Source organism: Xanthomonas sp. LF02-5, assembly GCF_034105325.1.
GTDB lineage: Bacteria > Pseudomonadota > Gammaproteobacteria > Xanthomonadales > Xanthomonadaceae > Xanthomonas_A > Xanthomonas_A sontii.
Window position 1 is genome coordinate 1,071,257 of sequence record NZ_JAXGGF010000001.1, and the last position, 24,770, is coordinate 1,096,026.

General features: G+C 68.1%; 23 protein-coding genes and 2 tRNA genes. 23 read left to right on the plus strand and 2 right to left on the minus strand.

The features are described from left to right. Positions 1–51: 51 nt before the first annotated feature. A complete protein-coding gene (locus SLW52_RS04745) occupies positions 52–954 on the minus strand; it encodes a LysR family transcriptional regulator (RefSeq protein WP_320739289.1) in 903 nt (300 codons plus the stop codon). Between the two features lie 97 nt (positions 955–1,051). Between SLW52_RS04745 and trpB the strand changes: the two genes are divergently transcribed. The 5 genes from trpB (at position 1,052) to SLW52_RS04770 (ending at position 6,999) form a co-directional block, all read left to right on the plus strand. Continuing rightward, a complete protein-coding gene (gene trpB, locus SLW52_RS04750; RefSeq protein WP_150409858.1) occupies positions 1,052–2,269 on the plus strand; it encodes a tryptophan synthase subunit beta in 1,218 nt (405 codons plus the stop codon). A gap of 156 nt (positions 2,270–2,425) precedes the next feature. Continuing rightward, positions 2,426–3,229: a tryptophan synthase subunit alpha gene (trpA, locus tag SLW52_RS04755; protein WP_320739287.1), complete on the plus strand. Its 804-nt coding sequence runs from the start codon at positions 2,426–2,428 to the stop codon at positions 3,227–3,229. A 340-nt stretch (positions 3,230–3,569) separates the two neighbouring features. Further along, the gene (gene accD, locus SLW52_RS04760) at positions 3,570–4,457 is read left to right on the plus strand and encodes an acetyl-CoA carboxylase, carboxyltransferase subunit beta (protein WP_017909810.1); all 888 of its coding nucleotides are present in this window, start codon (positions 3,570–3,572) and stop codon (positions 4,455–4,457) included. Between the two features lie 142 nt (positions 4,458–4,599). Then, positions 4,600–5,943 carry a phosphoglucosamine mutase gene (glmM, locus tag SLW52_RS04765; RefSeq protein ID WP_152236077.1) on the plus strand — a complete coding sequence of 448 codons (1,344 nt, stop codon included), beginning with the start codon at positions 4,600–4,602 and terminating at the stop codon, positions 5,941–5,943. 117 nt (positions 5,944–6,060) lie between these two features. Further along, positions 6,061–6,999 carry a 2-oxoglutarate and iron-dependent oxygenase domain-containing protein gene (locus SLW52_RS04770; protein ID WP_242156702.1) on the plus strand — a complete coding sequence of 313 codons (939 nt, stop codon included), beginning with the start codon at positions 6,061–6,063 and terminating at the stop codon, positions 6,997–6,999. Between the two features lie 97 nt (positions 7,000–7,096). Here SLW52_RS04770 and SLW52_RS04775 read toward each other — a convergent pair whose 3' ends face one another. Then, entirely contained in the window at positions 7,097–7,906 is an 810-nt protein-coding gene (locus tag SLW52_RS04775) for an SDR family NAD(P)-dependent oxidoreductase (RefSeq protein WP_320739286.1), read from the minus strand. 113 nt (positions 7,907–8,019) lie between these two features. Between SLW52_RS04775 and tpiA the strand changes: the two genes are divergently transcribed. From tpiA to SLW52_RS04865, 18 genes are all read left to right on the plus strand, one after another. Then, entirely contained in the window at positions 8,020–8,781 is a 762-nt protein-coding gene (tpiA, locus tag SLW52_RS04780) for a triose-phosphate isomerase (protein WP_267085734.1), read from the plus strand. Positions 8,782–8,843: 62 nt separating this feature from the next. Further along, on the plus strand, positions 8,844–9,266 hold the full coding sequence (gene secG / locus SLW52_RS04785; RefSeq protein ID WP_267121116.1) for a preprotein translocase subunit SecG: 423 nt from the start codon (positions 8,844–8,846) through the stop codon (positions 9,264–9,266). 51 nt (positions 9,267–9,317) lie between these two features. Continuing rightward, positions 9,318–9,402: transfer RNA gene (locus SLW52_RS04790), tRNA-Leu, on the plus strand. Between the two features lie 107 nt (positions 9,403–9,509). Beyond that, entirely contained in the window at positions 9,510–9,866 is a 357-nt protein-coding gene (locus tag SLW52_RS04795; protein WP_010343005.1) for an NADH-quinone oxidoreductase subunit A, read from the plus strand. Continuing rightward, positions 9,857–10,411 carry an NADH-quinone oxidoreductase subunit B gene (locus SLW52_RS04800; protein ID WP_010343006.1) on the plus strand — a complete coding sequence of 185 codons (555 nt, stop codon included), beginning with the start codon at positions 9,857–9,859 and terminating at the stop codon, positions 10,409–10,411. Before SLW52_RS04795 ends, SLW52_RS04800 begins: the two co-directional genes overlap by 10 nt. 32 nt (positions 10,412–10,443) lie before the next feature. Further along, complete coding sequence (locus SLW52_RS04805; RefSeq protein WP_026144075.1) at positions 10,444–11,193, plus strand: NADH-quinone oxidoreductase subunit C; 750 nt, start codon at positions 10,444–10,446, stop codon at positions 11,191–11,193. Beyond that, positions 11,190–12,497 (plus strand): NADH-quinone oxidoreductase subunit D, encoded by a 1,308-nt coding sequence (locus tag SLW52_RS04810; RefSeq protein ID WP_017912135.1) that lies wholly within the window; start codon positions 11,190–11,192, stop codon positions 12,495–12,497. The genes SLW52_RS04805 and SLW52_RS04810 overlap by 4 nt, the downstream gene beginning before the upstream one ends. Continuing rightward, positions 12,494–13,021 carry an NADH-quinone oxidoreductase subunit NuoE gene (gene nuoE / locus SLW52_RS04815; protein WP_010343009.1) on the plus strand — a complete coding sequence of 176 codons (528 nt, stop codon included), beginning with the start codon at positions 12,494–12,496 and terminating at the stop codon, positions 13,019–13,021. The genes SLW52_RS04810 and nuoE overlap by 4 nt, the downstream gene beginning before the upstream one ends. 5 nt (positions 13,022–13,026) lie before the next feature. After that, positions 13,027–14,370, plus strand: a complete 1,344-nt coding sequence (gene nuoF / locus SLW52_RS04820; protein WP_148828923.1) for an NADH-quinone oxidoreductase subunit NuoF — start codon at positions 13,027–13,029, stop codon at positions 14,368–14,370. Next, complete coding sequence (nuoG, locus tag SLW52_RS04825; RefSeq protein WP_320739284.1) at positions 14,367–16,616, plus strand: NADH-quinone oxidoreductase subunit NuoG; 2,250 nt, start codon at positions 14,367–14,369, stop codon at positions 16,614–16,616. Before nuoF ends, nuoG begins: the two co-directional genes overlap by 4 nt. Continuing rightward, a complete protein-coding gene (gene nuoH / locus SLW52_RS04830; RefSeq protein ID WP_017908129.1) occupies positions 16,613–17,704 on the plus strand; it encodes an NADH-quinone oxidoreductase subunit NuoH in 1,092 nt (363 codons plus the stop codon). The genes nuoG and nuoH overlap by 4 nt, the downstream gene beginning before the upstream one ends. A 3-nt stretch (positions 17,705–17,707) precedes the next feature. Beyond that, positions 17,708–18,196 carry an NADH-quinone oxidoreductase subunit NuoI gene (nuoI, locus tag SLW52_RS04835; RefSeq protein ID WP_012915532.1) on the plus strand — a complete coding sequence of 163 codons (489 nt, stop codon included), beginning with the start codon at positions 17,708–17,710 and terminating at the stop codon, positions 18,194–18,196. 9 nt (positions 18,197–18,205) lie between these two features. Then, positions 18,206–18,853, plus strand: coding sequence for an NADH-quinone oxidoreductase subunit J (locus SLW52_RS04840; RefSeq protein WP_017908130.1), 648 nt, complete (start codon positions 18,206–18,208; stop codon positions 18,851–18,853). Continuing rightward, positions 18,850–19,155 (plus strand): NADH-quinone oxidoreductase subunit NuoK, encoded by a 306-nt coding sequence (gene nuoK, locus SLW52_RS04845; RefSeq protein WP_017908131.1) that lies wholly within the window; start codon positions 18,850–18,852, stop codon positions 19,153–19,155. Before SLW52_RS04840 ends, nuoK begins: the two co-directional genes overlap by 4 nt. A gap of 7 nt (positions 19,156–19,162) precedes the next feature. After that, on the plus strand, positions 19,163–21,295 hold the full coding sequence (nuoL, locus tag SLW52_RS04850; RefSeq protein ID WP_267102394.1) for an NADH-quinone oxidoreductase subunit L: 2,133 nt from the start codon (positions 19,163–19,165) through the stop codon (positions 21,293–21,295). 20 nt (positions 21,296–21,315) lie between these two features. Then, on the plus strand, positions 21,316–22,818 hold the full coding sequence (locus SLW52_RS04855; RefSeq protein ID WP_295936288.1) for an NADH-quinone oxidoreductase subunit M: 1,503 nt from the start codon (positions 21,316–21,318) through the stop codon (positions 22,816–22,818). Between the two features lie 36 nt (positions 22,819–22,854). Next, positions 22,855–24,330 (plus strand): NADH-quinone oxidoreductase subunit NuoN, encoded by a 1,476-nt coding sequence (gene nuoN / locus SLW52_RS04860; RefSeq protein WP_026143462.1) that lies wholly within the window; start codon positions 22,855–22,857, stop codon positions 24,328–24,330. A gap of 207 nt (positions 24,331–24,537) precedes the next feature. Further along, positions 24,538–24,614 (plus strand) — tRNA-Met (locus SLW52_RS04865). Positions 24,615–24,770 lie beyond the last annotated feature (156 nt).

A 24,770-nucleotide genomic window follows, 5' to 3' on the forward strand; every position in this document is an offset into this window, starting at 1 on the left:
GTACAGCGCGGTTGCGCCGCGAATTGCCAGCGAACAGGCCAGGCAATACGCCTAACCGCGATCCTCCCGCAACTCGCCGGCCAACCACCCGGCCAACGCCTCCACCCGTGGATCCTGCTGCTCCCGCCGCGCGCACAGCGCCCACTGCCCGCCGGTGTCGACGAAGCCCCACGGCGCCAGCAGGCGGCCATTGGCCAGGTCGTCGGCGACCAGCGGCTGCGGCGCGATCGCCACGCCGATCCCGGCCAGCGCCGCCTCCAGCAGGTAGTACAGGTGTTCGAAGCCGGTGCCGTAGCGCAACTGCGCCGGCGCCAGGCCTTGCGCCTCGGCCCAGGCCGGCCAGGCCTGCGGGCGCGACACCGTATGCAGCAGCGGCAGTCCCTGCAGTGCCGCCGGCGCGGCCGCGGTCAGGGCCGGTGCCTGCGGCAGGGCCGGGCTGAGTACCGGGCCGATCCGCTCCGGCGCCAGCACGCGCACCTGCCAGTCCGCCGGCCACGGCGCCTGACCCAGCAGCAGCGCCGCATCCAGGCCGTCCAGGTCGGCGGCGAAGTCGCCCTCGTGCGCGGACAGGTGCAGGGTCAGCGCCGGCAGGTCGCGCTGCAGCGCCTGCAGCCGCGGAATCATCCAGCGGGCCAGGATGCTGCCGGGGCAGCCCAGCACCAGCGCGGCCGGGCGCGATGGGCGGCGCAACTCCGCCACCGCGTCCTGCAACTGCGCGAAGGCGCTGCCGGCGGCCTCGCACAGGCGCGTGCCGGCGGCGGTCGGGCGGATGCCGCGGCCGTCGCGCTGCAGCAGCGGCAGCCCCAGTTCCTGCTCCAGCAGCCGCACCTGACGGCTCACCGCGCCATGAGTGACATGCAGTTCCGCCGCCGCCGCGCCGACGCTGCGCAGCCGCGCGGCGGCCTCGAACGCACGCAGGGCGTTGAGCGAGGGCAGGCGGCGCGTGCTGGTCATGTGAGTTTTCCTGACGGATTGCGTCAGACTTTATCGGTTTTTCTGTGGGAACGTGTGCGCTAAAGTGCAGGCCTGTCCTGTTGCCCCCGGTTGCGCCATGTCCTCTGTCCCCGTCAGCGACTTCCACGCCTATCCCGACGCCGCCGGCCATTTCGGCCGCTACGGGGGCCGTTTCGTCGCCGAGACCCTGATCGGCCCGCTGCAGGAGTTGGCCGCGGCCTACGACGCCGCGCGCCAGGATCCGGCCTTCATCGCCGCCTACGACAAGGACCTGACCCACTACGTCGGCCGGCCCAGCCCGATCTATCACGCCGAGCGGCTCAGCCGCGAAGTGGGCGGCGCGCAGATCCTGCTCAAGCGCGAGGACCTGAACCACACCGGCGCGCACAAGATCAACAACACCATCGGCCAGGCGCTGCTGGCCAGCCGCATGGGCAAGACCCGCATCATCGCCGAGACCGGCGCCGGCCAGCACGGCGTGGCCAGCGCCACGGTGGCCGCGCGGCTGGGCCTGGAGTGCGTGGTGTACATGGGCGCCACCGACATCGAGCGGCAGAAGATCAACGTCTACCGGATGAAGCTGCTCGGCGCCACGGTGGTGCCGGTGCATTCCGGCTCGGCCACGCTCAAGGACGCGCTCAACGAGGCGATGCGCGATTGGGTGACCAACGTGCAGGACACCTTCTACATCATCGGCACCGTCGCCGGTCCCGATCCTTACCCGCGCATGGTGCGCGACTTCAACGCCATCGTCGGCCGCGAGGCGCGTGAGCAGATGCTGCGCGACTACGGCCGCCTGCCGGATGCGATCAGCGCCTGCGTCGGCGGCGGCAGCAACGCCATCGGCCTGTTCCATGCCTTCCTCAACGACGCTTCGGTGAAGATCTACGGCGCCGAGGCCGCCGGCGACGGCATCGGCAGCGGCCGCCACGCCGCCTCGATCGCCGCCGGCCGCCCCGGCGTGCTGCACGGCAACCGCACCTACGTGATCTGCGACGACGACGGGCAGATCGTCGAGACCCACTCCGTGTCCGCCGGCCTGGACTACCCGGGCGTGGGCCCGGAGCACGCGTTCCTGGCCGACAGCGGCCGCGCCATCTACCAGGGCATCACCGACGACGAAGCGCTCGCCGCGTTCCACCTGCTGGCGCATACCGAAGGCATCCTCGCCGCGCTGGAGTCGAGCCACGCCGTTGCGCAATCGATCAAGCTGGCGCGCGAACTGCCCAAGGACGCGCTGGTGCTGTGCAACCTGTCCGGCCGCGGCGACAAGGATGTGCACACCATCGCCGCGCGCGAGGGGCTGACGCTGTAACGCTTTACCCTTCTCCTTCGGGAGAAGGTGGCGCGGAGCGCCGGATGCGGGTACGGGCGCAGCCCAGTACTCAAATCCGCACCGCTTCGCCTCTTCCCCTCACCCCAACCCCTCTCCAACCCCTCTCCCGGCGGGAGAGGGGTGCATAGGTCCTCCATGAACCGCCTCGCCGATACCTTTGCCCGACTCGATACCCAAGGCCGCAAGGCCCTGATTCCCTTCCTCACCGCCGGCGATCCATCGCTGGAGGCGACCGTGCCGGCGATGCACGCGCTGGTCGAGGCCGGTGCCGACGTGATCGAACTGGGCGTGCCGTTCTCCGACCCGATGGCCGATGGCCCGACCATCCAGCGCAGCTCCGAGCGCGCGCTGGCGCGCGGCGCCGGCCTGCGCTACGTGCTGGAGACGGTCAGCGCGTTCCGCCGCGACGACGCCACCACGCCGGTGGTGTTGATGGGCTACCTCAACCCGGTGGAGATCCACGGCACCGCGCGCTTCGCCGAGGAGGCGGTGGCGGCCGGCGTGGACGGCGTACTGCTGGTCGACCTGCCGCCGGAGGAGTCGGCCGAGACCCTGACGGTCTTCGCCGACGCCGGCCTGGACCTGATCGTGCTGGCCTCGCCGACCACCAGCGACGCGCGCATCGACCTGTTGTGCGAGGCGGCGCGCGGCTATCTGTACTACGTCAGCTTCGCCGGCGTGACCGGCGCCGACCGGCTGGATACCCGCGCCGCCGGCGATCGCCTGCGCCAGTTGCGCGCGCGCTGCCCGGTGCCGGTGGTGGCCGGCTTCGGCATCAAGGACGCCGCCAGCGCCAAGGCCATGGCCGTCGATGCCGACGGCGTGGTGGTCGGCAGCGCGCTGGTGGCGGCGCTGGCCGAGGCCGGCAGCCCGCAGGCCGCACGCGAGGCGGCCATGGCGTTCCTGGTGCCGCTGCGGCAGGCGCTGGACGCGGGCTGAGGTACGCCTGGTGTGTTTGCGAACGCCCCGCCTTGCGCGGGCGTTCGCGTTCTGCCGCACTGCCGCAAATGCGGTGCGTGCGGAGCATGCGGTACATGCATCGTTGGTCGGACGGCACGCGCCGTTGCTGGCCCCCGCTTGCGTGTCGACGATGCGGGATGGCGGCGACGCTACCGCACGTCCCGCGTTGCGCGGCCGCAGCAGGCGTCCTGGCGGCGGCCGCGCCGCTACCGGCCGGCCCGGCCGCTCCATGCGCCACCGTCTGCAGGCCACCGGGGGACCGAGTTAGACTGTCGCCCCTCTGCGGCTCTCGCGGCCGCCCAATGGATCGTCACATCGCATGAGTTGGCTCAGCAAATTGATGCCTTCGGGCATCCGCACCGACAGCACGCCCAGCAAGAAGCGCAGCGTTCCCGAAGGCTTGTGGGAGAAATGTCCCAACTGCAGCGCCGTGCTGTACCGGCCGGAACTGGAGGAGAACCTGGAGGTGTGCCCGAAGTGCGGCCACCACATGGCGATCCGCGCGCGCGCGCGCCTGGCCGCGCTGTTCGACGCCGACACCGCGCCGACCGAGATCGGTGCGCGCCTGGGTCCGACCGACGCGCTCAAGTTCAAGGACCAGAAGAAGTACGGCGAGCGCATCAAGGCCTCGCAGAAGAGCACCGGCGAATACGACGCGCTGGTGGCGATGCAGGGCCTGCTCAAGGGCCAGCCGCTGGTCGCGGCTTCGTTCGATTTCGCCTTCATGGGCGGCTCGATGGGCTCGGTGGTCGGCGAGCGCTTCGCCCTGGCCGCGGAGACCGCGCTGAAGATCGGCGCACCGTTCGTGTGCTTCTCCGCCAGCGGCGGCGCGCGCATGCAGGAAGGCCTGTTTTCGCTGATGCAGATGGCCAAGACCTCGGCCGCGCTCGGCCGCCTGCGCGAGGCCGGCCTGCCGTACGTGTCGGTGCTGACCCATCCCACCACCGGCGGCGTGTCGGCCAGCTTCGCCATGCTCGGCGACATCAACATCGCCGAGCCGTACGCGCTGATCGGCTTCGCCGGCCCGCGCGTGATCGAGCAGACCGTGCGCGAGACCCTGCCGGAAGGCTTCCAGCGTTCGGAGTTCCTGCTCGAGCACGGCGCCATCGACCAGATCTGCGACCGCCGCGAACTGCGCGACCGCCTGTCCGAGCTGCTGGCGCTGATGATGCGGCAGCCGGCCCCGGCGAAGAGCGAGGCGGCATGAGGGCCGGGAATCGGGAATCGGGAATGGGGAATCGTGGTGTCGCGCGTGCGCCGCATCGCGCGGCAAGCCCATGCTTGTCGCGATCCCTGGACGTCTCCGGCTGTTCCCGATTCCCGATTCTCCATTCCCGATTCCCCAGCGCATGAGCCAACGCAAATACTTCGGCACCGACGGCATCCGCGGCCGGGTCGGGCAGGGGGCGATTTCCGCCGATTTCGTGATGCGCCTGGGCAATGCGCTGGGCCGCGTGCTGGTCGCCGGCGGCACCGCGCGGCCGACCGTGGTGATCGGCAAGGACACGCGCATCTCCGGCTACATGTTCGAGTCGGCGCTGGAGGCCGGGCTGGTCGCGGCAGGCGCCAACGTGCAGTTGCTCGGGCCGATGCCGACTCCGGCGGTGGCGTTCCTCACGCGCACTCTCGGTGCCGACGCCGGCATCGTCATCAGCGCCTCGCACAATCCGCACTACGACAACGGCATCAAGTTCTTCTCCGCCCACGGCGAGAAGCTCGACGACGCCACCGAGCAGGCGATCGAGGCCGCGCTGGACGCGCCGTTTGCCACCGTCGAGTCCGAGCGGCTGGGCAAGGCGATGCGTGCGCGCGAGGCGATCGGCCGCTACATCGAATTCTGCAAGGCCAGCGTGCCGCGCGGCTTCGACCTGCGCGGGCTGAAACTGGTGCTGGACTGCGCGCACGGCGCGACCTACCACATCGCGCCGCTGCTGTTCCGCGAACTGGGCGCGGAGGTGATCGCGATCGGCGCCGCGCCGGACGGGCTCAACATCAACGCCGGCGTCGGCTCGATGCACATCGACAACCTCGCCGCCAACGTGCGCGAGCATGGCGCGCACCTGGGCATTGCCTTCGACGGCGACGGCGACCGCGTGCTGATGGCCGACGACCAGGGCAATCCGGTCGACGGCGACGGTCTGCTGTACGTGCTGGCCTGCGGCTGGCAGGCCAGCGGCCGCCTGCACGGCCCGGTGGTCGGCACGCTGATGACCAACTATGGCCTGGAACGGGCGCTGGCCGCGTTGCAGGTGCCGTTCCTGCGCGCCAAGGTCGGCGACCGCTACGTGCACCAGGCGCTGGTCGAACAGGGCGGGGTGCTCGGCGGCGAGGCCTCCGGGCACATGCTGTGCCTGGACCGTGCCACCACCGGCGACGCCATCGTCAGCGCGCTGCAGGTGCTGGAAGTGCTCAAGCGCTCGCGGCAGACCCTGCGCCAGGCGCTGGCCGGGCTGCAGAAGGTGCCGCAGCAGACGATCAACGTGCGCCTGCAGCCGGGCGTGCGCCCGCTCGAGGCCGAGACCGTGAAGGCCGCGCTGGCCGCGGCGCAGGCGGCGGTGCAGGGGCGCGGGCGCGCCTTCCTGCGCGCCTCCGGCACCGAGCCGGTGGTGCGGGTCACGGTCGAGGCCGACGATGCCGCATTGATGCGGCAGACCCTCGACGCCCTGGCCGAGGCGGTCCGTGACGCGGCGTGAGTCGATCGCCATTGCCCTCTTCGTGATCGTCGCCAAGGCGGTCACGTTCTACCTGCTGTATCGCCTGCTGCGCTGAGCGCGGCGTTTGCTTCCTCTCACGAGATGACGGTTCCTGCCATGACTGCGCGCATTCCCACCCTCGACATCACCCGTTTCGACACCGACCGCGAGGCCTTCGTCGCCGAGCTGGGCGCGGCCTACCGCGAGTGGGGCTTCGCCGGCATCCGTAACCACGGCATCGCGCAGGCGCAGATCGACGCGGCCTACGACGTGTTCAAGGCGTTCTTCGCCCTGCCCGAGGAGACCAAGCGCACCTACCACCTGCCCGGCAGTGGCGGCGCGCGCGGCTACACCGCCTTCGGCGTGGAGACCGCCAAGGACTCCAAGCACTTCGACCTGAAGGAGTTCTGGCACATCGGTCGCGAGATCGCCGACGACTCCCCGTACCGCGCGGTGATGCCGCCGAACCTGTGGCCGAGCGAAGTGCCCGGCTTCCGCGCCCACGGCTACGGCCTGTACCAGGCGCTGGACCAGCTCGGCGCGCGCGTGCTGTCGGCGCTGGCCCTGCACATCGGCCTGCCCGAGCACTACTTCGTCGACAAGACCGATTCGGGCAACTCGATCCTGCGCCCGATCCACTACCCGCCGATCACCGCCGACGACATCCCCAACGTGCGCGCCGGCGCCCACGAGGACATCAACCTGATCACTTTGCTGGTCGGCGCCAGCGCCGCCGGCCTGGAAGTGAAGTCCAAGCAGGGCGAGTGGGTGCCGTTCACCTCCGACGCCGACACCATCGTGGTCAACATCGGCGACATGCTGCAGCGCCTGACCAACCACGTGTACCCCTCGACCACCCACCGCGTGGTCAACCCCCCGGGCGAGCAGGCGCGCCAGCCGCGCTACTCGGTACCGTTCTTCCTGCACCCGAACCCGGACTTCGTGATCGACGTGCTGCCGTCCTGCGTCAGCGCCGACAACCCCAGCCGCTATCCCGAGCCGATCACCGCGCAGGGGTATCTGGAAGAGAGGTTGCGCGAGATCAAGCTGAAGTGAGGCGGGGATTGGGGAGTCGGGATTGGGGATTGGCAAAAGCGGCATGCCCGCGATCTGTCACCCCGCGCAAAACCCCGCTTTTACGAATCCCCAATCCCTAATCCCCAATCCCTGGATTTCTGATCCGATGTGAGCCGCGCCCCATCATCCGCAGCAGCAGGGCATTGGGCAGTAGTGCCGTCAGGCCGAGCAGGGCGCGGTAGACCGCGCCGGGGACCACCCGGACCTTGCCGCGTTCGGCGCCGTCGATGCCGGCGCGGGCCACCGCGGCGGTTTGCAGCCAGAGCCAGCGCGGCAGGGCGTTCATCTGTTCGCGGGTGCCGGTGACGTCGTGGAACTCGGACCAGGTGAAGCCTGGGCATAACGCGCAGACGCCGACGCCGCGGTCGGCGTTCTCCAGCGCCAGCGATTCGCTGAAGCGCAGCATGAAGCTCTTCGCCGCCGCGTACAGGGTATGGCCGTCCGCGCCCGGCACCAGGGCGGCGAACGAGGCGACATTGAGGATGCGGCCGTGGCCGCTGGCGCGCAGCGCCGGCAGCAGCCGCCAGGTCAGTTCGCACACGGCGCCGACCATCACCTGCAGGAATGCCGCGTGCACCGCCCAGTCCTGGGCGATGTAGCGGCCGGGCACGCCGTAACCGGCGTTGTTGACCAGGATCCGCACCGCCAGACCGCGCCGTTCGATCTCGGCCACCAGTGCGGCTGGCGCGGCCGGATCGGCCAGGTCCGCGACCAGTACCTCCACCGGCACCTGCGGCCGCAGTTCGGCGGCCAGCGCCTGCAACTGCGCCTCGCGGCGCGCGGTCAGGATCAGCGGCACGCCGCGGCGGGCGTATTCGCGGGCGATCTCGCGGCCGATGCCGCTGGAGGCGCCGGTGATCAGGGCGTAGCCGGGAAGCTGGGTCATGACGGTCTCTGGGTGTGGAGCGGGCGGCGTGGCGCAGGGCGGGGCAGGGGCGATGCCTGCCCTTGGCGGCGCATCGGCTATCCTCTCGGCACTTTTTCGCCGGAGATGCGCCGATGCGACGCAAGATCGTAGCCGGAAACTGGAAATTGCATGGCACCCGCCACTTCGCCGCCGACCTGGTGCGGGAGATCGTCACCGGGCTGCACGAGGCCGAGCACGACGTGGAGGTGGTGATCCTGCCGCCGCTGCCCTACCTGGGCGACCTGATCGAGCATTTCGAGGGCCGGCTGCTGCGCTTCGGCGCGCAGGACGTCAGCAGCAACGAGAAGGGCGCCTACACCGGCGAGGTGTCGGCGGCGATGCTGGTGGACGTGGGCGCCGACTATGGCCTGGTCGGGCATTCGGAGCGGCGCCAGTACCACCAGGAGAGCAGCGAGCTGGTCGCGCGCAAGTTCGCCGCCGCCCTGCACGCCGGGCTGGTCCCGATCCTGTGCGTGGGCGAGACCCTGGAGCAGCGCGAGGCCGGGCGCACCGAGGCGGTCATCGCCGCGCAGCTGGCGCCGGTGCTGGACCTGGTCGGCGCCGACGGCTTCGCCCGCGCGGTGGTGGCCTACGAGCCGGTCTGGGCGATCGGCACCGGCCGCACCGCCAGCCCGGCGCAGGCGCAGGCGGTGCACGCGTTCATCCGTGGCGAAGTGGCGGCGCGCGATGCTAGAATCGCGGATTCGTTGCCGATCCTGTATGGCGGCAGCGTCAAGCCCGACAACGCCGCCGAGCTGTTCGCGCAGCCGGATGTCGATGGCGGGCTGGTGGGCGGCGCCTCGCTGGTCGCCGCGGAATTCCTGGCCATCGTGCGAGCGGCGGCCACCTGTTGAGCGAACGGCCGCCGCTGGCGGCCGTTCGTCCCCCAAGTCGTACTGTCCGGACGGATTTCGAAATGCTGATGGTCATCCTCAATGTGGTCTACGTGCTGGTGGCGATCGCGATGATCGCGCTGATCCTGATGCAACGCGGCGCCGGTGCGGCGGCGGGTTCCGGGTTCGGCGCCGGCGCGTCCGGCACCGTGTTCGGATCGCGCGGCGCGTCCAACTTCCTGTCCAAGTCGACCAAGTGGCTGGCGGTGGTGTTCTTCGCCATCAGCCTGTTCATGGCCTGGTACGCCGGCCACAGCGCGCGTCCGGCCGACGCCAATCTGGGCGTGATGTCGCAGTCGGCCACCCCGGCGCCGGCTGCGCCGGCCGGCGAACTGCAGGTCCCGCAGGCGCCGTCGGCCGCCGCCGCGGCGCCGGCTGCCCCCGCCGCCCAGCAGGCGCCGGAAAAAGCGCAAGAAAAGTCGCCTGCCCCGTCGCAGAAAGACTGAAGGCGGTTACAATATGCTGCGCGGCGGGATTGCCGCGCAGGTTTTACGCAAGCCCAGGTGGCGGAATTGGTAGACGCACTACCTTGAGGTGGTAGCGACTTAGGTCGTAGGGGTTCGAGTCCCCTCTTGGGCACCATTGTTTGGCTACGGTTTCTGCGCGAAGGCATCACGCCCTCGCCCGGAGAATCGTCTATCCCATGCCTGCGCGGCACGCGTGCGGGCACAGGCAAGAGAGAATCGCGAGTGCTGGCCGAATATTTGCCGACCCTGCTGTTTCTGATCGTGGCCACCGGTATCGGCGTCGCGCTGATGCTGGTGGGGCGGTTCCTCGGTCCCCGGCGTCCCGACCTGAAGAAGCTCTCGCCGTACGAGTGCGGCTTCGAGGCCTTCGAGGACGCGCGCATGAAGTTCGATGTGCGCTACTACCTGATCGCCATCCAGTTCATCGTCTTCGATCTGGAAATCATCTTCATCGTGCCGTGGACGCAGGTGTTCATGGACCTGGGCGCTCGCTCCCTGGTCACCATGGGCCTGTTCGTCGGCATGCTGTTCCTCGGTTTTGTTTACGTGTGGAAGAAGGGAGCGCTGGAATGGGAGTGATTCAGACCCTGGATCGCCTGATGACCAACCCGATCCCGGAAGGGCGGGTGGACGACATCCTGCGTCCCGAAGGCGAAAACCCGCTGTTGGAAAAGGGCTACGTCACCACCAGCGTCGATGCGCTGCTGAACTGGGCGCGCACCGGCTCGATGTGGCCGATGACCTTCGGCCTGGCCTGCTGCGCGGTCGAGATGATGCACGCCGGCGCCGCGCGCCTGGACCTGGACCGCTACGGCGTGGTGTTCCGCCCGTCGCCGCGCCAGTCCGACGTGATGATCGTCGCCGGCACCCTGGTCAACAAGATGGCCCCGGCGCTGCGCAAGGTCTACGACCAGATGCCGGACCCGAAGTGGGTCATCTCGATGGGCAGCTGCGCCAACGGCGGCGGCTACTACCATTACTCGTATTCGGTGGTACGCGGCTGCGACCGCATCGTGCCGGTGGACGTCTACGTCCCCGGTTGCCCGCCGACCGCCGAGGCCCTGGTCTACGGCATCCTGCAGTTGCAGAAGAAGATCTGGCGAACCCAGACCATCGCGCGCTGATTCCTCTTTCCTCGAGAGCACGCCAAGCCCCCATGGCAGAGCAAGCATCTTCCTTTAGCGACCGACTCGGCGCCCGTTTCCCCGGCAGCCAGGTCTTCGTGGCCCTTCCGCGCGGCGAAGTCACCCTGGAAGTGCCGGCCGACGCCTGGCACGCCACCTGCCTGGCGCTGCGCGACGAGTTCGGTTTCGAACAGCTGTCCGACCTGTGCGGCGTCGATTACCTCGGCTACGGCAGCGACGAGTGGGATACCTCCGACGTGTCCTCGCACGGCTTCAGCCGCGGCGTCGAAGGCAAGGCCGTGGGCCGTTTCGCCTGGGGTGAGTTCCCCAGCGGTGAGGCTGCCGGCGGCGCCCAGCCGTTGCCGGTCCCACAGCAGCGTTTCGCGGTGCTGGCGCAGCTGATTTCCTACCGCCACAACCAGCGTCTGCGCGTGCGTTGCTACGCGCCGAACGAAGACCTGCCGGTGGTGGCCTCGGTCACCGACATCTGGCCGGGCGCGAACTGGTTCGAGCGCGAGGCGTTCGACCTGTTCGGCGTGGTCTTCGCCGGGCACCCGGACCTGCGCCGCATCCTCACCGACTACGGCTTCGTCGGCCATCCGTTCCGCAAGGATTTCCCGCTGATCGGCAACGTCGAAGTGCGCTACGACGAAGAGAAGCAGCGCGTGATCTACGAGCCGGTGACCTCGGTGGAGCCGCGCGTGGGCGTGCCGCGCGTGATCCGCGACGATGCGCGCTACCAGACCGCGGCGGGCGAAGCACAGAAGGAGTCCGCCAAGTGAGCGAGTACCACCAGGCGCACGACGGGTTCGCCAGCAATCCTGCCGAAGCCAAGCAGGAAATCCGCAACTACACGATGAACTTCGGCCCGCAGCATCCGGCCGCGCACGGCGTGCTGCGCCTGATCCTGGAAATGGACGGCGAGACCGTGGTCCGCGCCGATCCGCACATCGGCCTGCTGCACCGTGGCACCGAGAAGCTGGCCGAGTCCAAGCCGTTCAACCAGTCGATCGGCTACATGGATCGCCTGGACTACGTGTCGATGATGTGCAACGAGCACGCCTACGTGCGCGCGATCGAGACCCTGATGGGGATCGAGGCGCCGGAGCGCGCGCAGTACATCCGCACCATGTTCGACGAGATCACCCGCATCCTGAACCACCTGATGTGGGTCGGCTCCAACGGCCTGGATCTGGGCGCGATGGCGGTGATGCTGTACGCGTTCCGCGAGCGCGAAGAGCTGATGGACGTCTACGAGGCGGTGTCGGGCGCGCGCATGCACGCGACCTACTACCGCCCGGGCGGCGTCTATCGCGACCTGCCGGACCGTATGCCCAAGTACCAGGAATCGCGCTGGCACAAGGGCAATGCGCTGAAGCGGCTCAACGCCGCGCGCGAAGGCTCGATGCTGGACTTCCTGGAGGAGTTCACCAACACCTTCCCGGCGCGCGTGGACGAGTACGAGACCCTGCTCACCGACAACCGCATCTGGAAGCAGCGCACCGTCGGCATCGGCGTGGTCACCCCGGAGCAGGCCTACGCCTGGGGCATGACCGGCGCCATGCTGCGCGGCTCGGGCATCGCCTGGGACCTGCGCAAGAAGCAGCCGTACGCCAAGTACGACAGCGTCGATTTCGACATTCCGCTCGGCACCAACGGCGACTGCTACGACCGCTACCTGGTCCGCGTGGCCGAGATGCGCGAGTCCAACCGCATCATCAAGCAGTGCGTGCAGTGGCTGAAGGCCAACCCGGGCCCGGTCATGGTCGAGAACTTCAAGGTGGCGCCGCCCAAGCGCGCCGAGATGAAGGACGACATGGAAGCGCTGATCCATCACTTCAAGCTGTTCAGTGAAGGCTACTGCGTGCCGGCCGGCGAGACCTACTGCGCGGTCGAGGCGCCGAAGGGCGAGTTCGGCTGCTACCTGATGTCCGACGGCGCCAACAAGCCGTTCCGCGTGCACCTGCGCGCGCCGGGCTTCGCCCATCTGTCGTCGATGGACGCGATCGTGCGCGGCCACATGCTGGCCGACGTGGTGGCGATGATTGGTACCTATGATCTGGTGTTTGGTGAGGTCGACCGATGAAGGCGACAGGTAATTTCGAAGCGGCGCGCGACGTCGATCCGATGGTGGTGCTGAGCGACAAGACGCGCGCGCACATCGATCACTGGCTGAGCAAGTTCCCGCCGGACCGCAAGCGTTCGGCGGTGCTGCAGGGCCTGCACGCGGCGCAGGAGCAGAACCAGGGCTGGCTGACCGACGAACTGATCGCCGGCGTGGCCAAGTATCTGGAACTGCCGCCGGTGTGGGCCTACGAGGTCGCCAGCTTCTACTCGATGTTCGAGACCGAGAAGGTCGGCCGCAACAACGTCGCGTTCTGCACCAACATCAGCTGCTGGCTCAACGGCGCCGAGGACCTGGTCGCTCACGCCGAGAAGAAGCTCGGCTGCAAGCTGGGCCAGTCCACCGCCGACGGCCGCGTCTACCTCAAGCGCGAGGAAGAGTGCCTGGCCGGTTGCGCCGGCGCGCCGATGATGGTCATCAACGGCCACTACCATGAGCATCTGACCAAGGACAAGGTCGACGAATTGCTGGACGGGTTGGAGTAACGGCAATGGCACAGCATCCCCACGCCCCCACCGGTCCGGTCGGCCCCGCGCCGCAGCCGCACCAGGTGGTGTACACCACGCTGCACTACGACACCCCGTGGTCCTACGAGAGCTACCTGAAGACCGGTGGCTACGCCGCGCTGCGCAAGATCCTCGAAGAGAAGATCCCGCCGGAGCAGGTGATCGAGATGGTCAAGCAGTCGAACCTGCGCGGCCGTGGCGGCGCCGGCTTCCCGACCGGTCTGAAGTGGTCGTTCATGCCCAAGGGCGCGCCGCAGAAGTACATCCTGTGCAACTCGGACGAGTCCGAGCCGGGCACCTGCAAGGACCGCGACATCCTGCGCTACAACCCGCATTCGGTGGTGGAGGGCATGGCCATCGCCTGCTACGCCACCGGCTCCACCGTGGGCTACAACTACCTGCGCGGCGAGTTCCACCACGAGCCCTTCGAGCATTTCGAGCAGGCCCTGGCCGACGCCTACGCCAATGGCTGGCTGGGCAAGGACATCCTCGGCAGCGGCATCGACATCGACATCTACGGCGCCCTCGGTGCCGGCGCCTACATCTGCGGCGAAGAGACCGCGCTGATGGAGTCGCTGGAAGGCAAGAAGGGCCAGCCGCGCTACAAGCCGCCGTTCCCGGCCAACTTCGGCCTGTACGGCAAGCCGTCGACGATCAACAACACCGAGACCTACGCGTCGGTGCCGGCGATCATCCGCAACGGCCCGGAGTGGTTCCTGGGGCTGAGCAAGACCAAGAACGGCGGCCCGAAGATCTTCTCGGTGTCCGGCTGCGTGCAGAAGGGCGGCAACTTCGAAGTGCCGCTGGGCACCACCTTCGACGAACTGCTGGAAATGGCCGGCGGGCTGAAGCCGGGCCGCACCCTCAAGGGCGCGATCCCGGGCGGCGTGTCGATGCCGGTGCTGAAGGCCGAGCAGCTCAAAGACCTGCAGATGGACTACGACACCCTGCGCGCGCTGGGCACCGGCCTGGGCTCGGGCGCGATCGTGGTGCTCGACGACAGCGTGTGCTGCGTGAAGTTCGCCTGCCGCATCTCGCAGTTCTTCCACAAGGAGTCCTGCGGCCAGTGCACCCCGTGCCGCGAAGGTACCGGCTGGATGCATCGCGTGCTGGAGCGCATCGTCGCCGGCAAGGCCACGATGGAAGACCTGCACCAGCTGCGCACCGTCGCCGGGCAGATCGAAGGCCACACCATCTGCGCCTTCGGCGAAGCGGCGGCCTGGCCGATCCAGGGCTTCCTGCGCCAGTTCTGGGACGAATTCGAGTACTACATCGTCAACGGTCATTCGATGGTTGACGGCAAGAAGCTGGAGGCAGCCGCCGCATGAGCGCGCAACCCAACAATCCCGGCGCGACCCCCGCGGTCGTGCCGGAAGGCCATGTGACCGTCGAGATCGACGGCCAGTCGCTGGTCGTGCCCAAGGGCTCGATGATCATCCAGGCCGCCGACAAGGCCGGCATCCCGATCCCGCGCTTCTGCTACCACGAGAAGCTGCCGATCGCGGCCAACTGCCGCATGTGCCTGGTCGATGTCGAAAAGTCGCCCAAGCCGTCGCCGGCCTGCGCCACGCCGGTCATGGACGGCATGAAGGTGCAGACGCGCAGCGACAAGGCGCTGAAGTACCAGCGCAGCGTCATGGAATTCCTGCTGATCAACCATCCGCTGGACTGCCCGATCTGCGATCAGGGCGGCGAGTGCGAACTGCAGGACGTGTCGCTGGGCTACGGCCGTTCGGTCAGCCGCTTCAACGAGCGCAAGCGCGTGGTGCCGGACGAGGACATCGGGCCGCTGGTCGCCACCGAGATGACCCGCTGCATCCAGTGCACCCGCTGCGTGCGCTTCACCGCGGACATCGCCGGCACCTACGAGCTGGGCGGCATGTACCGCGGCGAGAACCTGCAGATCGGCACCTACGACGGCAAGCCGCTGACCACCGAGCTGTCCGGCAACGTGGTCGACGTGTGCCCGGTCGGCGCGCTGACCAACAAGGTGTTCCAGTTCCGCGCGCGGCCCTGGGAACTGGTGGCGCGCGAGTCGCTGGGCTACCACGACGCGATGGGCTCCAACCTGTTCCTGCACGTGCGCCGCGGCGAAGTGCTGCGCACCGTGCCGCGCGACAACGAAGCGGTCAACGAGTGCTGGCTGTCCGACCGCGACCGCTACTCGCACCAGGGCCTGTACGCCGAGGACCGCGCGCTGCGGCCGATGCGCAAGGTCGACGGGCAGTGGCGCGAGGTGTCGTGGGCCGAAGGGCTGTCCGCCGCGAGCGAGATCCTCAAGGCCAACCGCGGCGACGCGCTGGGCGTGCTCGCGCATCCGTCCACCTCCAACGAGGAGGGCGCGCTGCTGGCGCGCCTGGCCGACGGTCTGGACAGCGGCAACCTCGATCACCGCGTGTACAACCGCGACTTCTCCGATGCCGCGCTGGCCGAACCGTTCGCGCTGCCGCTGGCGGAGATCGAGCAGGCCGACGTGGTGGTGATCCTGGGCAGCAACCTGCGCCATGAACTGCCGCTGCTGCATGCACGCCTGCGCAAGGCGCGGATGCAGCACCAGACCAAGGTGTACTCGATCAACCCGGTCGATTTCGACGTGGCCTTCGACCAGGCCGGCCGCCAGATCGTGGCGCCGTCGAAGTTCGCCGAGGCGCTGGCCGACGCCGCGCTGCGCGAGGCGGTGCAGGGCGCCGGCCGTGCGGTGCTGATCGTCGGCGCGCTGGCCGAGAACCATCCGCAGGCCGCCGCCCTGCGTGCCGCCGCGCGCGACTTCGCCGCCGCCACCGGCGCGGCGCTGTGCCGCATCCCGCAGGGCGCCAACGCGCTGGGCCTGTCGCGCTACGGCGTGCTGCCGCGCGGTCGCAACGTCGCCGCGATGCTGGCCGAGCCGCGCAGCGCCTACGTGCTGTACGGCCTGGAGCCGGGCCTGGACTTCGCCGACGCCGCCGCCGCGCGCAGCGCGCTGGCCGGCGCCAAGGTGGTGGCGTTCAGCCACTTCGCCTGCGCCTCCACCCGCGACGTGGCCGATGTGATCCTGCCGATCGGCGCGCTGCCGGAAATCGAGGCGACGCTGACCAACCTCAACGGCAGCGACCAGCGCACCCGCGCCGGCGGCAAGCTGCCGGGCGAGGCCCGCGAGGGCTGGCGCGTGCTGCGCGCGCTCGGCGGCGAGCTGGGCCTGCCTGGCTTCGAGTTCATCGACCTGGCCGGGCTGCGCGACGGCCTGCAGCCGCGCGAGGTCGCCGCGGCGAGCTCGGCGCAGCCGGCACGCCAGGACGAGGGCCTGGAACTGGCCGCCAGTCCGGCGATCTACCGCACCGATGCGGTGGTGCGCCGCGCGCAGGCGCTGCAGCAGCATCCGCTGAACCGCGCGCCGGGCATTGTGCTGCATCCGGACGAGGCGGCGCGCCTGGGCCTGAGCGACGGGCAGATGGTCAAGGTCGGCACCGCGGCGGGTAGCGCCACGTTGCCGCTGGCGACGGACAAGCGGGTCGCGCCGGGCGCGGCCTGGATCGAAACGGGCCACGGCGCGACCGCGCCGCTGGGCGCCGGTCGGGTGACGGTGGTGGCTGCATGAACGAGATGCTGTTGAACGTGGTCGATCCGCTGCACCAGTGGTTCCTCGGCCTGGGCGCCCTCGGCGTGGTCCTGTGGATCGTGCTGAAGATCCTGCTGATCGCCATGCCGGTGATCATCGCGGTGGCGTTCTACGTGGTCTGGGAGCGCAAGCTGATCGGCTGGATGCATGTGCGCCACGGGCCGATGTACGTGGGCATGGGCATCTTCCAGGCCTTCGCCGACGTCTTCAAACTGCTGTTCAAGGAAATCATCCAGCCCAGCAGCTCGCACAAGGCGATGTTCGTGATCGCCCCGCTGATCACCCTGGCGCCGGCCTTCGCCGCCTGGGCGGTGGTGCCGTTCGACGCCAAGCTGGTGCTGTCCAACGCCAACGCCGGCCTGCTGTACCTGCTGGCGATGACCTCGCTGGGCGTGTACGGCATCATCCTGGCCGGCTGGGCGTCCAACTCCAAGTACGCCTTCCTGGGCGCGATGCGCTCGGCGGCGCAGGTGGTCAGCTACGAGATCGCGATGGGCTTCGCCCTGGTCGGCGTGATGATCGCGGCCGGCAGCCTGAACCTGAGCACGATCGTGCAGGCGCAGGCCGGCAGCTCCGGGTTCTTCGACTGGTTCCTGATCCCGCTGTTCCCGCTGTTCATCGTGTACTGGGTGTCCGGCGTGGCCGAGACCAACCGCGCGCCGTTCGACGTGGTCGAAGGCGAGTCGGAAATCGTCGCCGGCCACATGGTCGAGTATTCGGGCGGTGCGTTCGCGCTGTTCTTCCTGGCCGAATACGCCAACATGATCCTGGTCAGCTTCCTGGTCTCGATCTTCTTCCTGGGCGGCTGGCTGAGCCCGATCCAGGGCTGGGTCACCGCGGACATCTCGCCGTGGGTCAACTGGATCTGGACCGGCGGCTGGCCGTGGCTGCTGATGAAGGTGCTGTTCTTCGCCAGCGCGTACATCTGGTTCCGCGCCAGCTTCCCGCGCTACCGCTACGACCAGATCATGCGCCTGGGCTGGAAGGTGTTCATCCCGCTGACGATCGTGTGGATCGCGGTGACGGCATTGATGGTGTTCTACGGCGTGATCCAGAAGGGCGTGTAAGCGATGAATAAAATCACCCATTACTTCAAGAGCCTGCTGCTGCTCGAGCTGCTCGGCGGCCTGTGGCTGACCTTGAAGTACACGTTCCGTCCCAAGTACACCGTGCTGTACCCGATGGAGAAGTTCCCGCAGTCGCCGCGCTTCCGCGGTCTGCACGCGCTGCGCCGCTATCCCAACGGCGAAGAGCGCTGCATCGCCTGCAAGCTGTGCGAGGCGGTGTGCCCGGCGCTGGCGATCACCATCGACTCGACCAAGCGCGAGGACGGCACCCGCCGCACCACCCGCTACGACATCGACCTGTTCAAGTGCATCTACTGCGGCTTCTGCGAGGAAAGCTGCCCGGTGGATTCGATCGTGGAGACCCAGGTGCTGGAGTACCACTTCGAAAAGCGCGGCGAGAACATCGTCACCAAGCCGCAGTTGCTGGCGATCGGAGACCGGCTCGAGGCCGAGATCGCCGAGCGCCGCGCTGCCGACGCTCCCTTCCGCTGAGGTTCCGAAATGGATTGGGTCAATATCGCTTTCTGGATCTTCGCCACCATCGCCGCGGTCGCCGCCGGCGCGGTGATCAGCGTGCGCAACCCCGTGTACGCGGTGCTGTGCCTGATCCTGACGTTCTTTTCCATCGCCTGCGTGTGGCTGCTGGTGGGCGCCGAGTTCCTCGGCGTGACCCTGGTGCTGGTCTACGTCGGCGCGGTGATGGTGCTGTTCCTGTTCGTGGTGATGATGCTGGACATCGACACCGCCCGCATGCGCGAAGGCTGGGTGCGCTACCTGCCGGTGGGCCTGGTGGTGGCAGTGGCGATGCTGGTGCAGATGGTCACCCTGATCGGCGTGAAGGCGCGCAGCGCGGCGCCGTTCCCGGCCGACAACGCCGCGGCGCAGGCCGCCGACACCTCCAACATCACCTGGCTGGCCAAGACCCTGTTCACCCAGTTCCTGCTGCCGTTCGAGTTCGCCGCGATCATCCTGACCGTGGCGGTCGTGGCCGCCGTGATGCTGACCCTGCGCAAGCGCACCGGCATCAAGACCCAGAACCCGGGCGACCAGTCGCGGGTCAAGGCCGGCGACCGTCTGCGCATGGTCAAGATGGCCGCCGAAAAGCCCACGCTCCACACTCCGCCGGCATCGCAGGAGGGCCAGCCATGATCTCCCTAGGCCATCTGCTGGCGCTCGGCGCGGTGCTGTTCTGCATCGCCCTGGCCGGCATCTTCCTCAACCGCAAGAACGTCATCGTGCTGCTGATGTCGATCGAGCTGATGCTGCTGTCGGTCAACATCAACTTCGTCGCCTTCTCGCGCGAGCTCGGCGACGCCGCCGGCCAGTTGTTCGTGTTCTTCATCCTGACCGTGGCCGCGGCCGAAGCCGCCATCGGCCTCGCGATCCTGGTGACGCTGTTCCGTACCCGCCACACGATCAACGTGGCCGAAGTCGATTCGCTGAAGGGCTGACCTGCAGATGGAAATTACGCTCTCTAAGAGTCTGCTGATCGCGGTGGTGCTGGCCCCGCTGGTCGGCAGCATCATCGCCGGCCTGTTCGGCCGTCAGGTCGGCCGCAAGGGCGCGCAGTTCGCCACCATCCTCGGCGTCGCGGTCAGCTGCGCGCTGTCGTGCTGGACCCTGTACCAGTTGGTGGGGCAGGGCGCCTCGCCGTTCAACCAGAACCTCTACACCTTCTTCGAGGTCGGCCACTATTCGGCCCACGTCGGCTTCATGGTCGACCGCCTGACCGCGATGATGATGGTGGTGGTGACCTTCGTGTCGCTGCTGGTGCACATCTACACCATCGGCTACATGGCCGACGATCCGGGCTACCAGCGCTTCTTCAGCTACATCTCGCTGTTCACCTTCTCGATGCTGAGCCTGGTGATGAGCAACAACTTCCTGCAGCTGTTCTTCGGCTGGGAAGCGGTGGGCCTGGTGTCGTACCTGCTGATCGGCTTCTGGTTCAAGCGCCCGACCGCGGTGTTCGCCAACATGAAGGCGTTCCTGGTCAACCGCGTCGGCGACTTCGGTTTCATCCTCGGCATCGCCGGCGTGCTGCTGTGGTTCGGCACGCTGGACTACGCCAGCGTGTTCGCCAACGCCACCGCGGTGCTGGGCAGCGATGCCGCCGGCGGTCTGGCCCAGGTGCAGCTGTTCCAGGGTCATGCCTGGAACGTCTCCACCATCATCTGCGTGTGCCTGTTCATCGGCGCCATGGGCAAGTCGGCGCAGGTGCCGCTGCACGTGTGGCTGCCGGACTCGATGGAAGGCCCGACCCCGATCTCGGCACTGATCCACGCCGCGACCATGGTCACCGCCGGCATCTTCATGGTGGCGCGCATGTCGCCGTTGTTCGAACTGTCGCAGACCGCGCTGAACTTCGTGCTGGTCGTCGGCGCCACCACCGCGTTCTTCACCGGCCTGATCGGCATCGTGCAGAACGACATCAAGCGCGTGGTCGCCTACTCGACGCTGTCGCAGCTGGGCTACATGACCGTGGCGCTGGGCGTGTCGGCGTACTCGGCCGCGGTGTTCCACCTGATGACCCACGCCTTCTTCAAGGCGCTGCTGTTCCTGGCGGCCGGCTCGGTGATCATCGGCATGCACCACGAGCAGGACATGCGCAAGATGGGCGGCCTGCGCAAGTACATGCCGATCACCTACTGGACCAGCGTCATCGGTACCCTGGCGCTGGTCGGCACCCCGTTCTTCGCCGGCTTCTACTCCAAGGACACCATCATCGAGGCGGCGCAGCACCACGCGCACACCTCGCATGGCTGGATCGCGACCTACGGCTACTGGGCCGTGCTCGGCGGCGTGCTGATCACCAGCTTCTACAGCTTCCGCCTGCTGTTCCTGACCTTCCACGGCCAGGAGCGCTTCCGCGATGCGCATGCGCACCACGATGCGCATCATGACGACGCCCACGGTGCGCATGCCCACGACGATCACGGCCACGGCCACCACGGCGCGCACGAACCGCACGAGTCGCCGTGGGTGGTGACGGTGCCGCTGATCCTGCTGGCGATCCCGTCGATTGCGATCGGCTTCTTCACCATCGGCCCGATGCTGTTCGGCACCGACTGGGCTGGGCACCATGCCGCGGCGGCGATCAAGGGCCAGGCGGTCAGCTTCTTCACCGGCATCGTCGACTTCTACGATCCGGCGCGCGACACCGTCGGCGCGCTGGCCGAGGAGTTCCACGGCCCGGTCGCGTTCGCCCTGCACGGCCTGACCCAGCCGCCGTTCTTCCTGACCCTGGCCGGCTTCGCCCTGGCCTGGATCCTGTACCTGTGGAAGCCGGAACTGGCGGCGAAGGCGCGCAAGACCTTCTCGGTGCCGGTGTGGATCCTCGAGAACAAGTACGGTTTCGACAAGCTCTGGATCGGCGGTTTCGCCGGTGGCGGCGTGCGCCTGGGCAAGGTGTCGCGCGCGGTGGATACGCATGTCGTGGACGGCGTCATGGTCAACGGCACCGCACGCGTGATCGACCTGGCGGCCAATCTGCTGCGTCGCACGCAATCCGGTTTCCTCTATCACTACGCCTTCGCGATGATCGTCGGTCTCATTGCCCTGCTGGGCGTGCTGATGCATTTCTGGCGTTGACCTGTACGGAATAAGAACACGTGTCGAACTGGCCTCTACTCTCCATCCTGATCTGGCTGCCGATCATCGGCGGCGCCCTGGTGCTCGCCCTGCGTGATGCGCGTGCGGCGCGCTGGGCGTCGCTGCTGGTGGCGTTGCTGACCTTCGCGCTCAGCGTGCCGCTGCTCACCGGTTTCGACTACGCCAGCGACGCGCTGCAGTTCGTCGAGACCCATGCCTGGATCCCGGCATACGACATCGGCTACAACCTCGGCGCCGACGGCATCGCGGTGGCGCTGATCGTGCTGACCACGCTGGTCACGGTGCTGGCGCTGATCGGCGCGTGGACCTCGATCGACAAGCGCGTCAACCAGTACGTGGCCGCGTTCCTGATCCTGGAAGGCGTCACCGTCGGCATCTTCTCCGCCACCGACGCGATGCTGTTCTACGTGTTCTTCGAGGCGATGCTGATCCCGATGTTCCTGATCATCGGCATCTGGGGCGGCCCGCGCCGCATCTATGCCGCGGTCAAGTTCTTCCTGTACACCTTCCTCGGCTCGGTGCTGATGCTGGTCGGGTTGATCTACCTGTACCTGAAGGGCGGCAGCTTCCAGCTCGCCGACCTCTACCAGCTGTCGCTGACCTCGAAGGAGCAGACCTGGCTGTTCTTCGCCTTCCTGATCGCCTTCGCGGTCAAGGTGCCGATGTTCCCGGTGCACACCTGGCTGCCGGACGCGCACGTGGAAGCGCCGACCGCCGGTTCGGTGATCCTGGCGGCGATCGCGCTGAAGATCGGCGGTTACGGCTTCCTGCGCTTCAACCTGCCGATCCTGCCCGACGCCAGCAACGAGTGGGCGTGGCTGGTGATCGCGCTGTCGCTGATCGCGGTGATCTACGTCGGCCTGGTCGCCCTGGTCCAGGACGACATGAAGAAGCTGATCGCCTACTCGTCGATCGCGCACATGGGCTTCGTCACCCTCGGCACCTTCGCCGCCTTCGCCCTGGTCGGCTTCGGCAGCACCGATGCGGCCCGGTTGGGCCTGCAGGGCGCGATGGTGCAGATGATCTCGCACGGCTTCGTGTCCGGCGCGATGTTCTCCTGCGTCGGCGTGCTGTACGACCGCATGCACACCCGCCGCATCGCCGACTACGGCGGCGTGGTCAACGTGATGCCGTGGTTCGCGACCTTCGCGATGCTGTTCTTCATGGCCAATGCGGGCCTGCCGGGCACCAGCGGCTTCGTCGGCGAGTTCATGGTCATCATGGCCAGCTTCCAGGCGCACCCGCTGCTGGCCTTCGGCGCGGCGACCACCCTGGTGATCACCGCCGCCTACACCCTGTGGCTTTACAAGCGCGTGTTCTTCGGCGAGGTCGCCAATGCGCACGTGGCCGAGCTGAAGGACATCAACGGCCGCGAGGCGCTGGTGCTGGGCGTGTTCGCGCTCGGCGTGCTGGCCCTGGGCCTGTATCCGAAGCCGTTGACCGACCTGATGGAGCCCTCGATCGCGAAGCTGGCGGCGCAGATCGCCACCAGCAAGCTGTAAGCGGCCGTCGAGCGTATTGATTCCAGAGATTTGATGATGACCACCCCTGCGCTGCTGCCTCTGACCACCGTCGACCTGCCGCCCCTGCTGCCCGAGCTGGTGCTGACCGCCGGTGCCTTCTTCCTGCTGATGCTCGATCTGTTCATCAGCGAGCGCAACAAGGCCTGGACCCACATCGTCTCGGTGGCGATCCTGGTCGCGGTGTTCGCGATGCTGCTGGCCGGCGTGGGCGGGCAGGGCGAGGTGTTCAACGGCATGTTCGTGCGCGATGCCGCCGCCGACGTGATGAAGACGGTGATCGTCGGCCTCAGCGCGCTGACCCTGATCTACGGCTGGAGCTACCTGCGCGAGCGCAAGCTGTACCAGGGCGAGATCCCGGTGCTGGTGCTGTTCGCCACGGTCGGCATGATGATCCTGGTCTCGGCCGGCAGCCTGCTGATGGTCTACCTGGGCCTGGAACTGCTGGCGCTGTGCTCCTACGCGCTGGTCGCTTCCAACCGCGACAACGGCATGGCCACCGAAGCGGCGATGAAGTACATCGTGCTCGGTTCGCTGGCCTCGGGCTTGCTGCTGTACGGCATGTCGCTGATCTACGGCGCCACCGGCACGCTGAGCCTGAGCGGCATCCACGAGGCGATCGGCAACGGCCGCGAGCACATGCTGCTGCTCACCGGCACCGTGTTCATGATCGCCGGTGTCGCCTTCAAGCTCGGCGCGGCGCCGTTCCACATGTGGCTGCCGGACGTCTACCAGGGCGCCCCGGCGCCGATCGCGCTGTTCATCAGCTCGGCGTCCAAGCTGGCCGCGTTCGGCATGGCCTACCGCCTGCTGGAAGTGGGCGTGGGCCCGCTGGCGGCGCAGTGGCACTGGGTGATCGGCGGCCTGGCGGCGCTGTCGCTGGTGGTCGGCAACCTGATGGCGGTGGCGCAGAGCAATCTCAAGCGCATGCTGGCGTATTCCACGGTCTCGCACATCGGCTTCCTGCTGCTGGGCGTGGCCGGCGGCGGCGAGCGCGGCTATGCGGCGGCACTGTTCTACGCGATCTGCTATGCGGTGATGTCCACCGCCTCGTTCGGCGCGATCATCGCGTTGTCGCGCAAGGGCTTCGAGGCCGAGAACATCGACGACTTCAAGGGCCTGAACGCGCGCAACCCGTGGATGGCGCTGCTGGTGCTGTGCATCATGGCCTCGCTGGCCGGCGTGCCGCCGTTCCTGGGCTTCTGGGCCAAGCTGGCGGTGCTGGGCGCGGTCGTCGCGGTGCCCGACCAGAACCTGTGGTGGACCGGCCTGGCGGTGCTGTCGGTGCTGTGCGCGGTGATCGGCGCGTTCTACTACCTGCGCGTGATCAAGGTGATGTATTTCGACGAGCCGGTCGGCACGCCGCTGCCGGCCAACGACGACCGCGTGCTGGGCGTGGCGCTGGGCGTCAATGCGCTGGGCCTGCTGGCCTTCGGTCTGGCCTGGAGCCCGCTGATGGCGTGGTGCCAGCGCGCCTTCGCGCACCTGGCCTGATCGCGAAAGGGCGGTTTTCCCGCTGTTTTCCGCCAACGCCGCCGCAAGGCGGCGTTGGCGTTTTTGCATTCGGCGATGCGATTGTTGTTTCGTTTTCCATCGTGTGCGGTTATCATGGCGTCCTTCGAACGGCAGCGTCGCTACCGCATCGAGATGAAAATCAGGGCTTGCAATCGACGCACTGATTCTTCATAATTCCGCTTCTGCTGCGGGGTGGAGCAGTCTGGCAGCTCGTCGGGCTCATAACCCGAAGGTCGCAGGTTCAAATCCTGCCCCCGCTACCATCTTTGTCTGCAGCGGCAACCAGTGCATCGGTTGTCTGCGGCAGGGAAGTTTGGGCTTCGCGATGACGCATGTTCCCGTCGTCGCAACCGGAATCCAGCGTGACCGGAGTTTTACCGGACAAGGGGCCCAGAGGGCCCTTTGTCGTTTCCGGGGTC

Excerpts from the sequence above, each read along its gene's own strand:
- SLW52_RS04775 (WP_320739286.1), bottom strand. The coding sequence starts at position 7,906 with ATGACCCAGCTTCCCGGCTACGCCCTGATCACCGGCGCCTCCAGCGGC.
- SLW52_RS04805 (WP_026144075.1), top strand. The coding sequence starts at position 10,444 with ATGGCAGAGCAAGCATCTTCCTTTAGCGACCGACTCGGCGCCCGTTTC.
- nuoF (WP_148828923.1), top strand. The coding sequence starts at position 13,027 with ATGGCACAGCATCCCCACGCCCCCACCGGTCCGGTCGGCCCCGCGCCG.
- SLW52_RS04840 (WP_017908130.1), top strand. The coding sequence starts at position 18,206 with ATGGATTGGGTCAATATCGCTTTCTGGATCTTCGCCACCATCGCCGCG.
- nuoI (WP_012915532.1), top strand. The coding sequence starts at position 17,708 with ATGAATAAAATCACCCATTACTTCAAGAGCCTGCTGCTGCTCGAGCTG.
- secG (WP_267121116.1), top strand. The coding sequence starts at position 8,844 with ATGCTGATGGTCATCCTCAATGTGGTCTACGTGCTGGTGGCGATCGCG.
- nuoL (WP_267102394.1), top strand. The coding sequence starts at position 19,163 with ATGGAAATTACGCTCTCTAAGAGTCTGCTGATCGCGGTGGTGCTGGCC.
- glmM (WP_152236077.1), top strand. The coding sequence starts at position 4,600 with ATGAGCCAACGCAAATACTTCGGCACCGACGGCATCCGCGGCCGGGTC.
- trpB (WP_150409858.1), top strand. The coding sequence starts at position 1,052 with ATGTCCTCTGTCCCCGTCAGCGACTTCCACGCCTATCCCGACGCCGCC.
- nuoH (WP_017908129.1), top strand. The coding sequence starts at position 16,613 with ATGAACGAGATGCTGTTGAACGTGGTCGATCCGCTGCACCAGTGGTTC.
- tpiA (WP_267085734.1), top strand. The coding sequence starts at position 8,020 with ATGCGACGCAAGATCGTAGCCGGAAACTGGAAATTGCATGGCACCCGC.
- nuoN (WP_026143462.1), top strand. The coding sequence starts at position 22,855 with ATGACCACCCCTGCGCTGCTGCCTCTGACCACCGTCGACCTGCCGCCC.
- nuoE (WP_010343009.1), top strand. The coding sequence starts at position 12,494 with ATGAAGGCGACAGGTAATTTCGAAGCGGCGCGCGACGTCGATCCGATG.
- SLW52_RS04745 (WP_320739289.1), bottom strand. The coding sequence starts at position 954 with ATGACCAGCACGCGCCGCCTGCCCTCGCTCAACGCCCTGCGTGCGTTC.
- accD (WP_017909810.1), top strand. The coding sequence starts at position 3,570 with ATGAGTTGGCTCAGCAAATTGATGCCTTCGGGCATCCGCACCGACAGC.
- nuoG (WP_320739284.1), top strand. The coding sequence starts at position 14,367 with ATGAGCGCGCAACCCAACAATCCCGGCGCGACCCCCGCGGTCGTGCCG.
- nuoK (WP_017908131.1), top strand. The coding sequence starts at position 18,850 with ATGATCTCCCTAGGCCATCTGCTGGCGCTCGGCGCGGTGCTGTTCTGC.
- SLW52_RS04800 (WP_010343006.1), top strand. The coding sequence starts at position 9,857 with ATGGGAGTGATTCAGACCCTGGATCGCCTGATGACCAACCCGATCCCG.
- trpA (WP_320739287.1), top strand. The coding sequence starts at position 2,426 with ATGAACCGCCTCGCCGATACCTTTGCCCGACTCGATACCCAAGGCCGC.
- SLW52_RS04770 (WP_242156702.1), top strand. The coding sequence starts at position 6,061 with ATGACTGCGCGCATTCCCACCCTCGACATCACCCGTTTCGACACCGAC.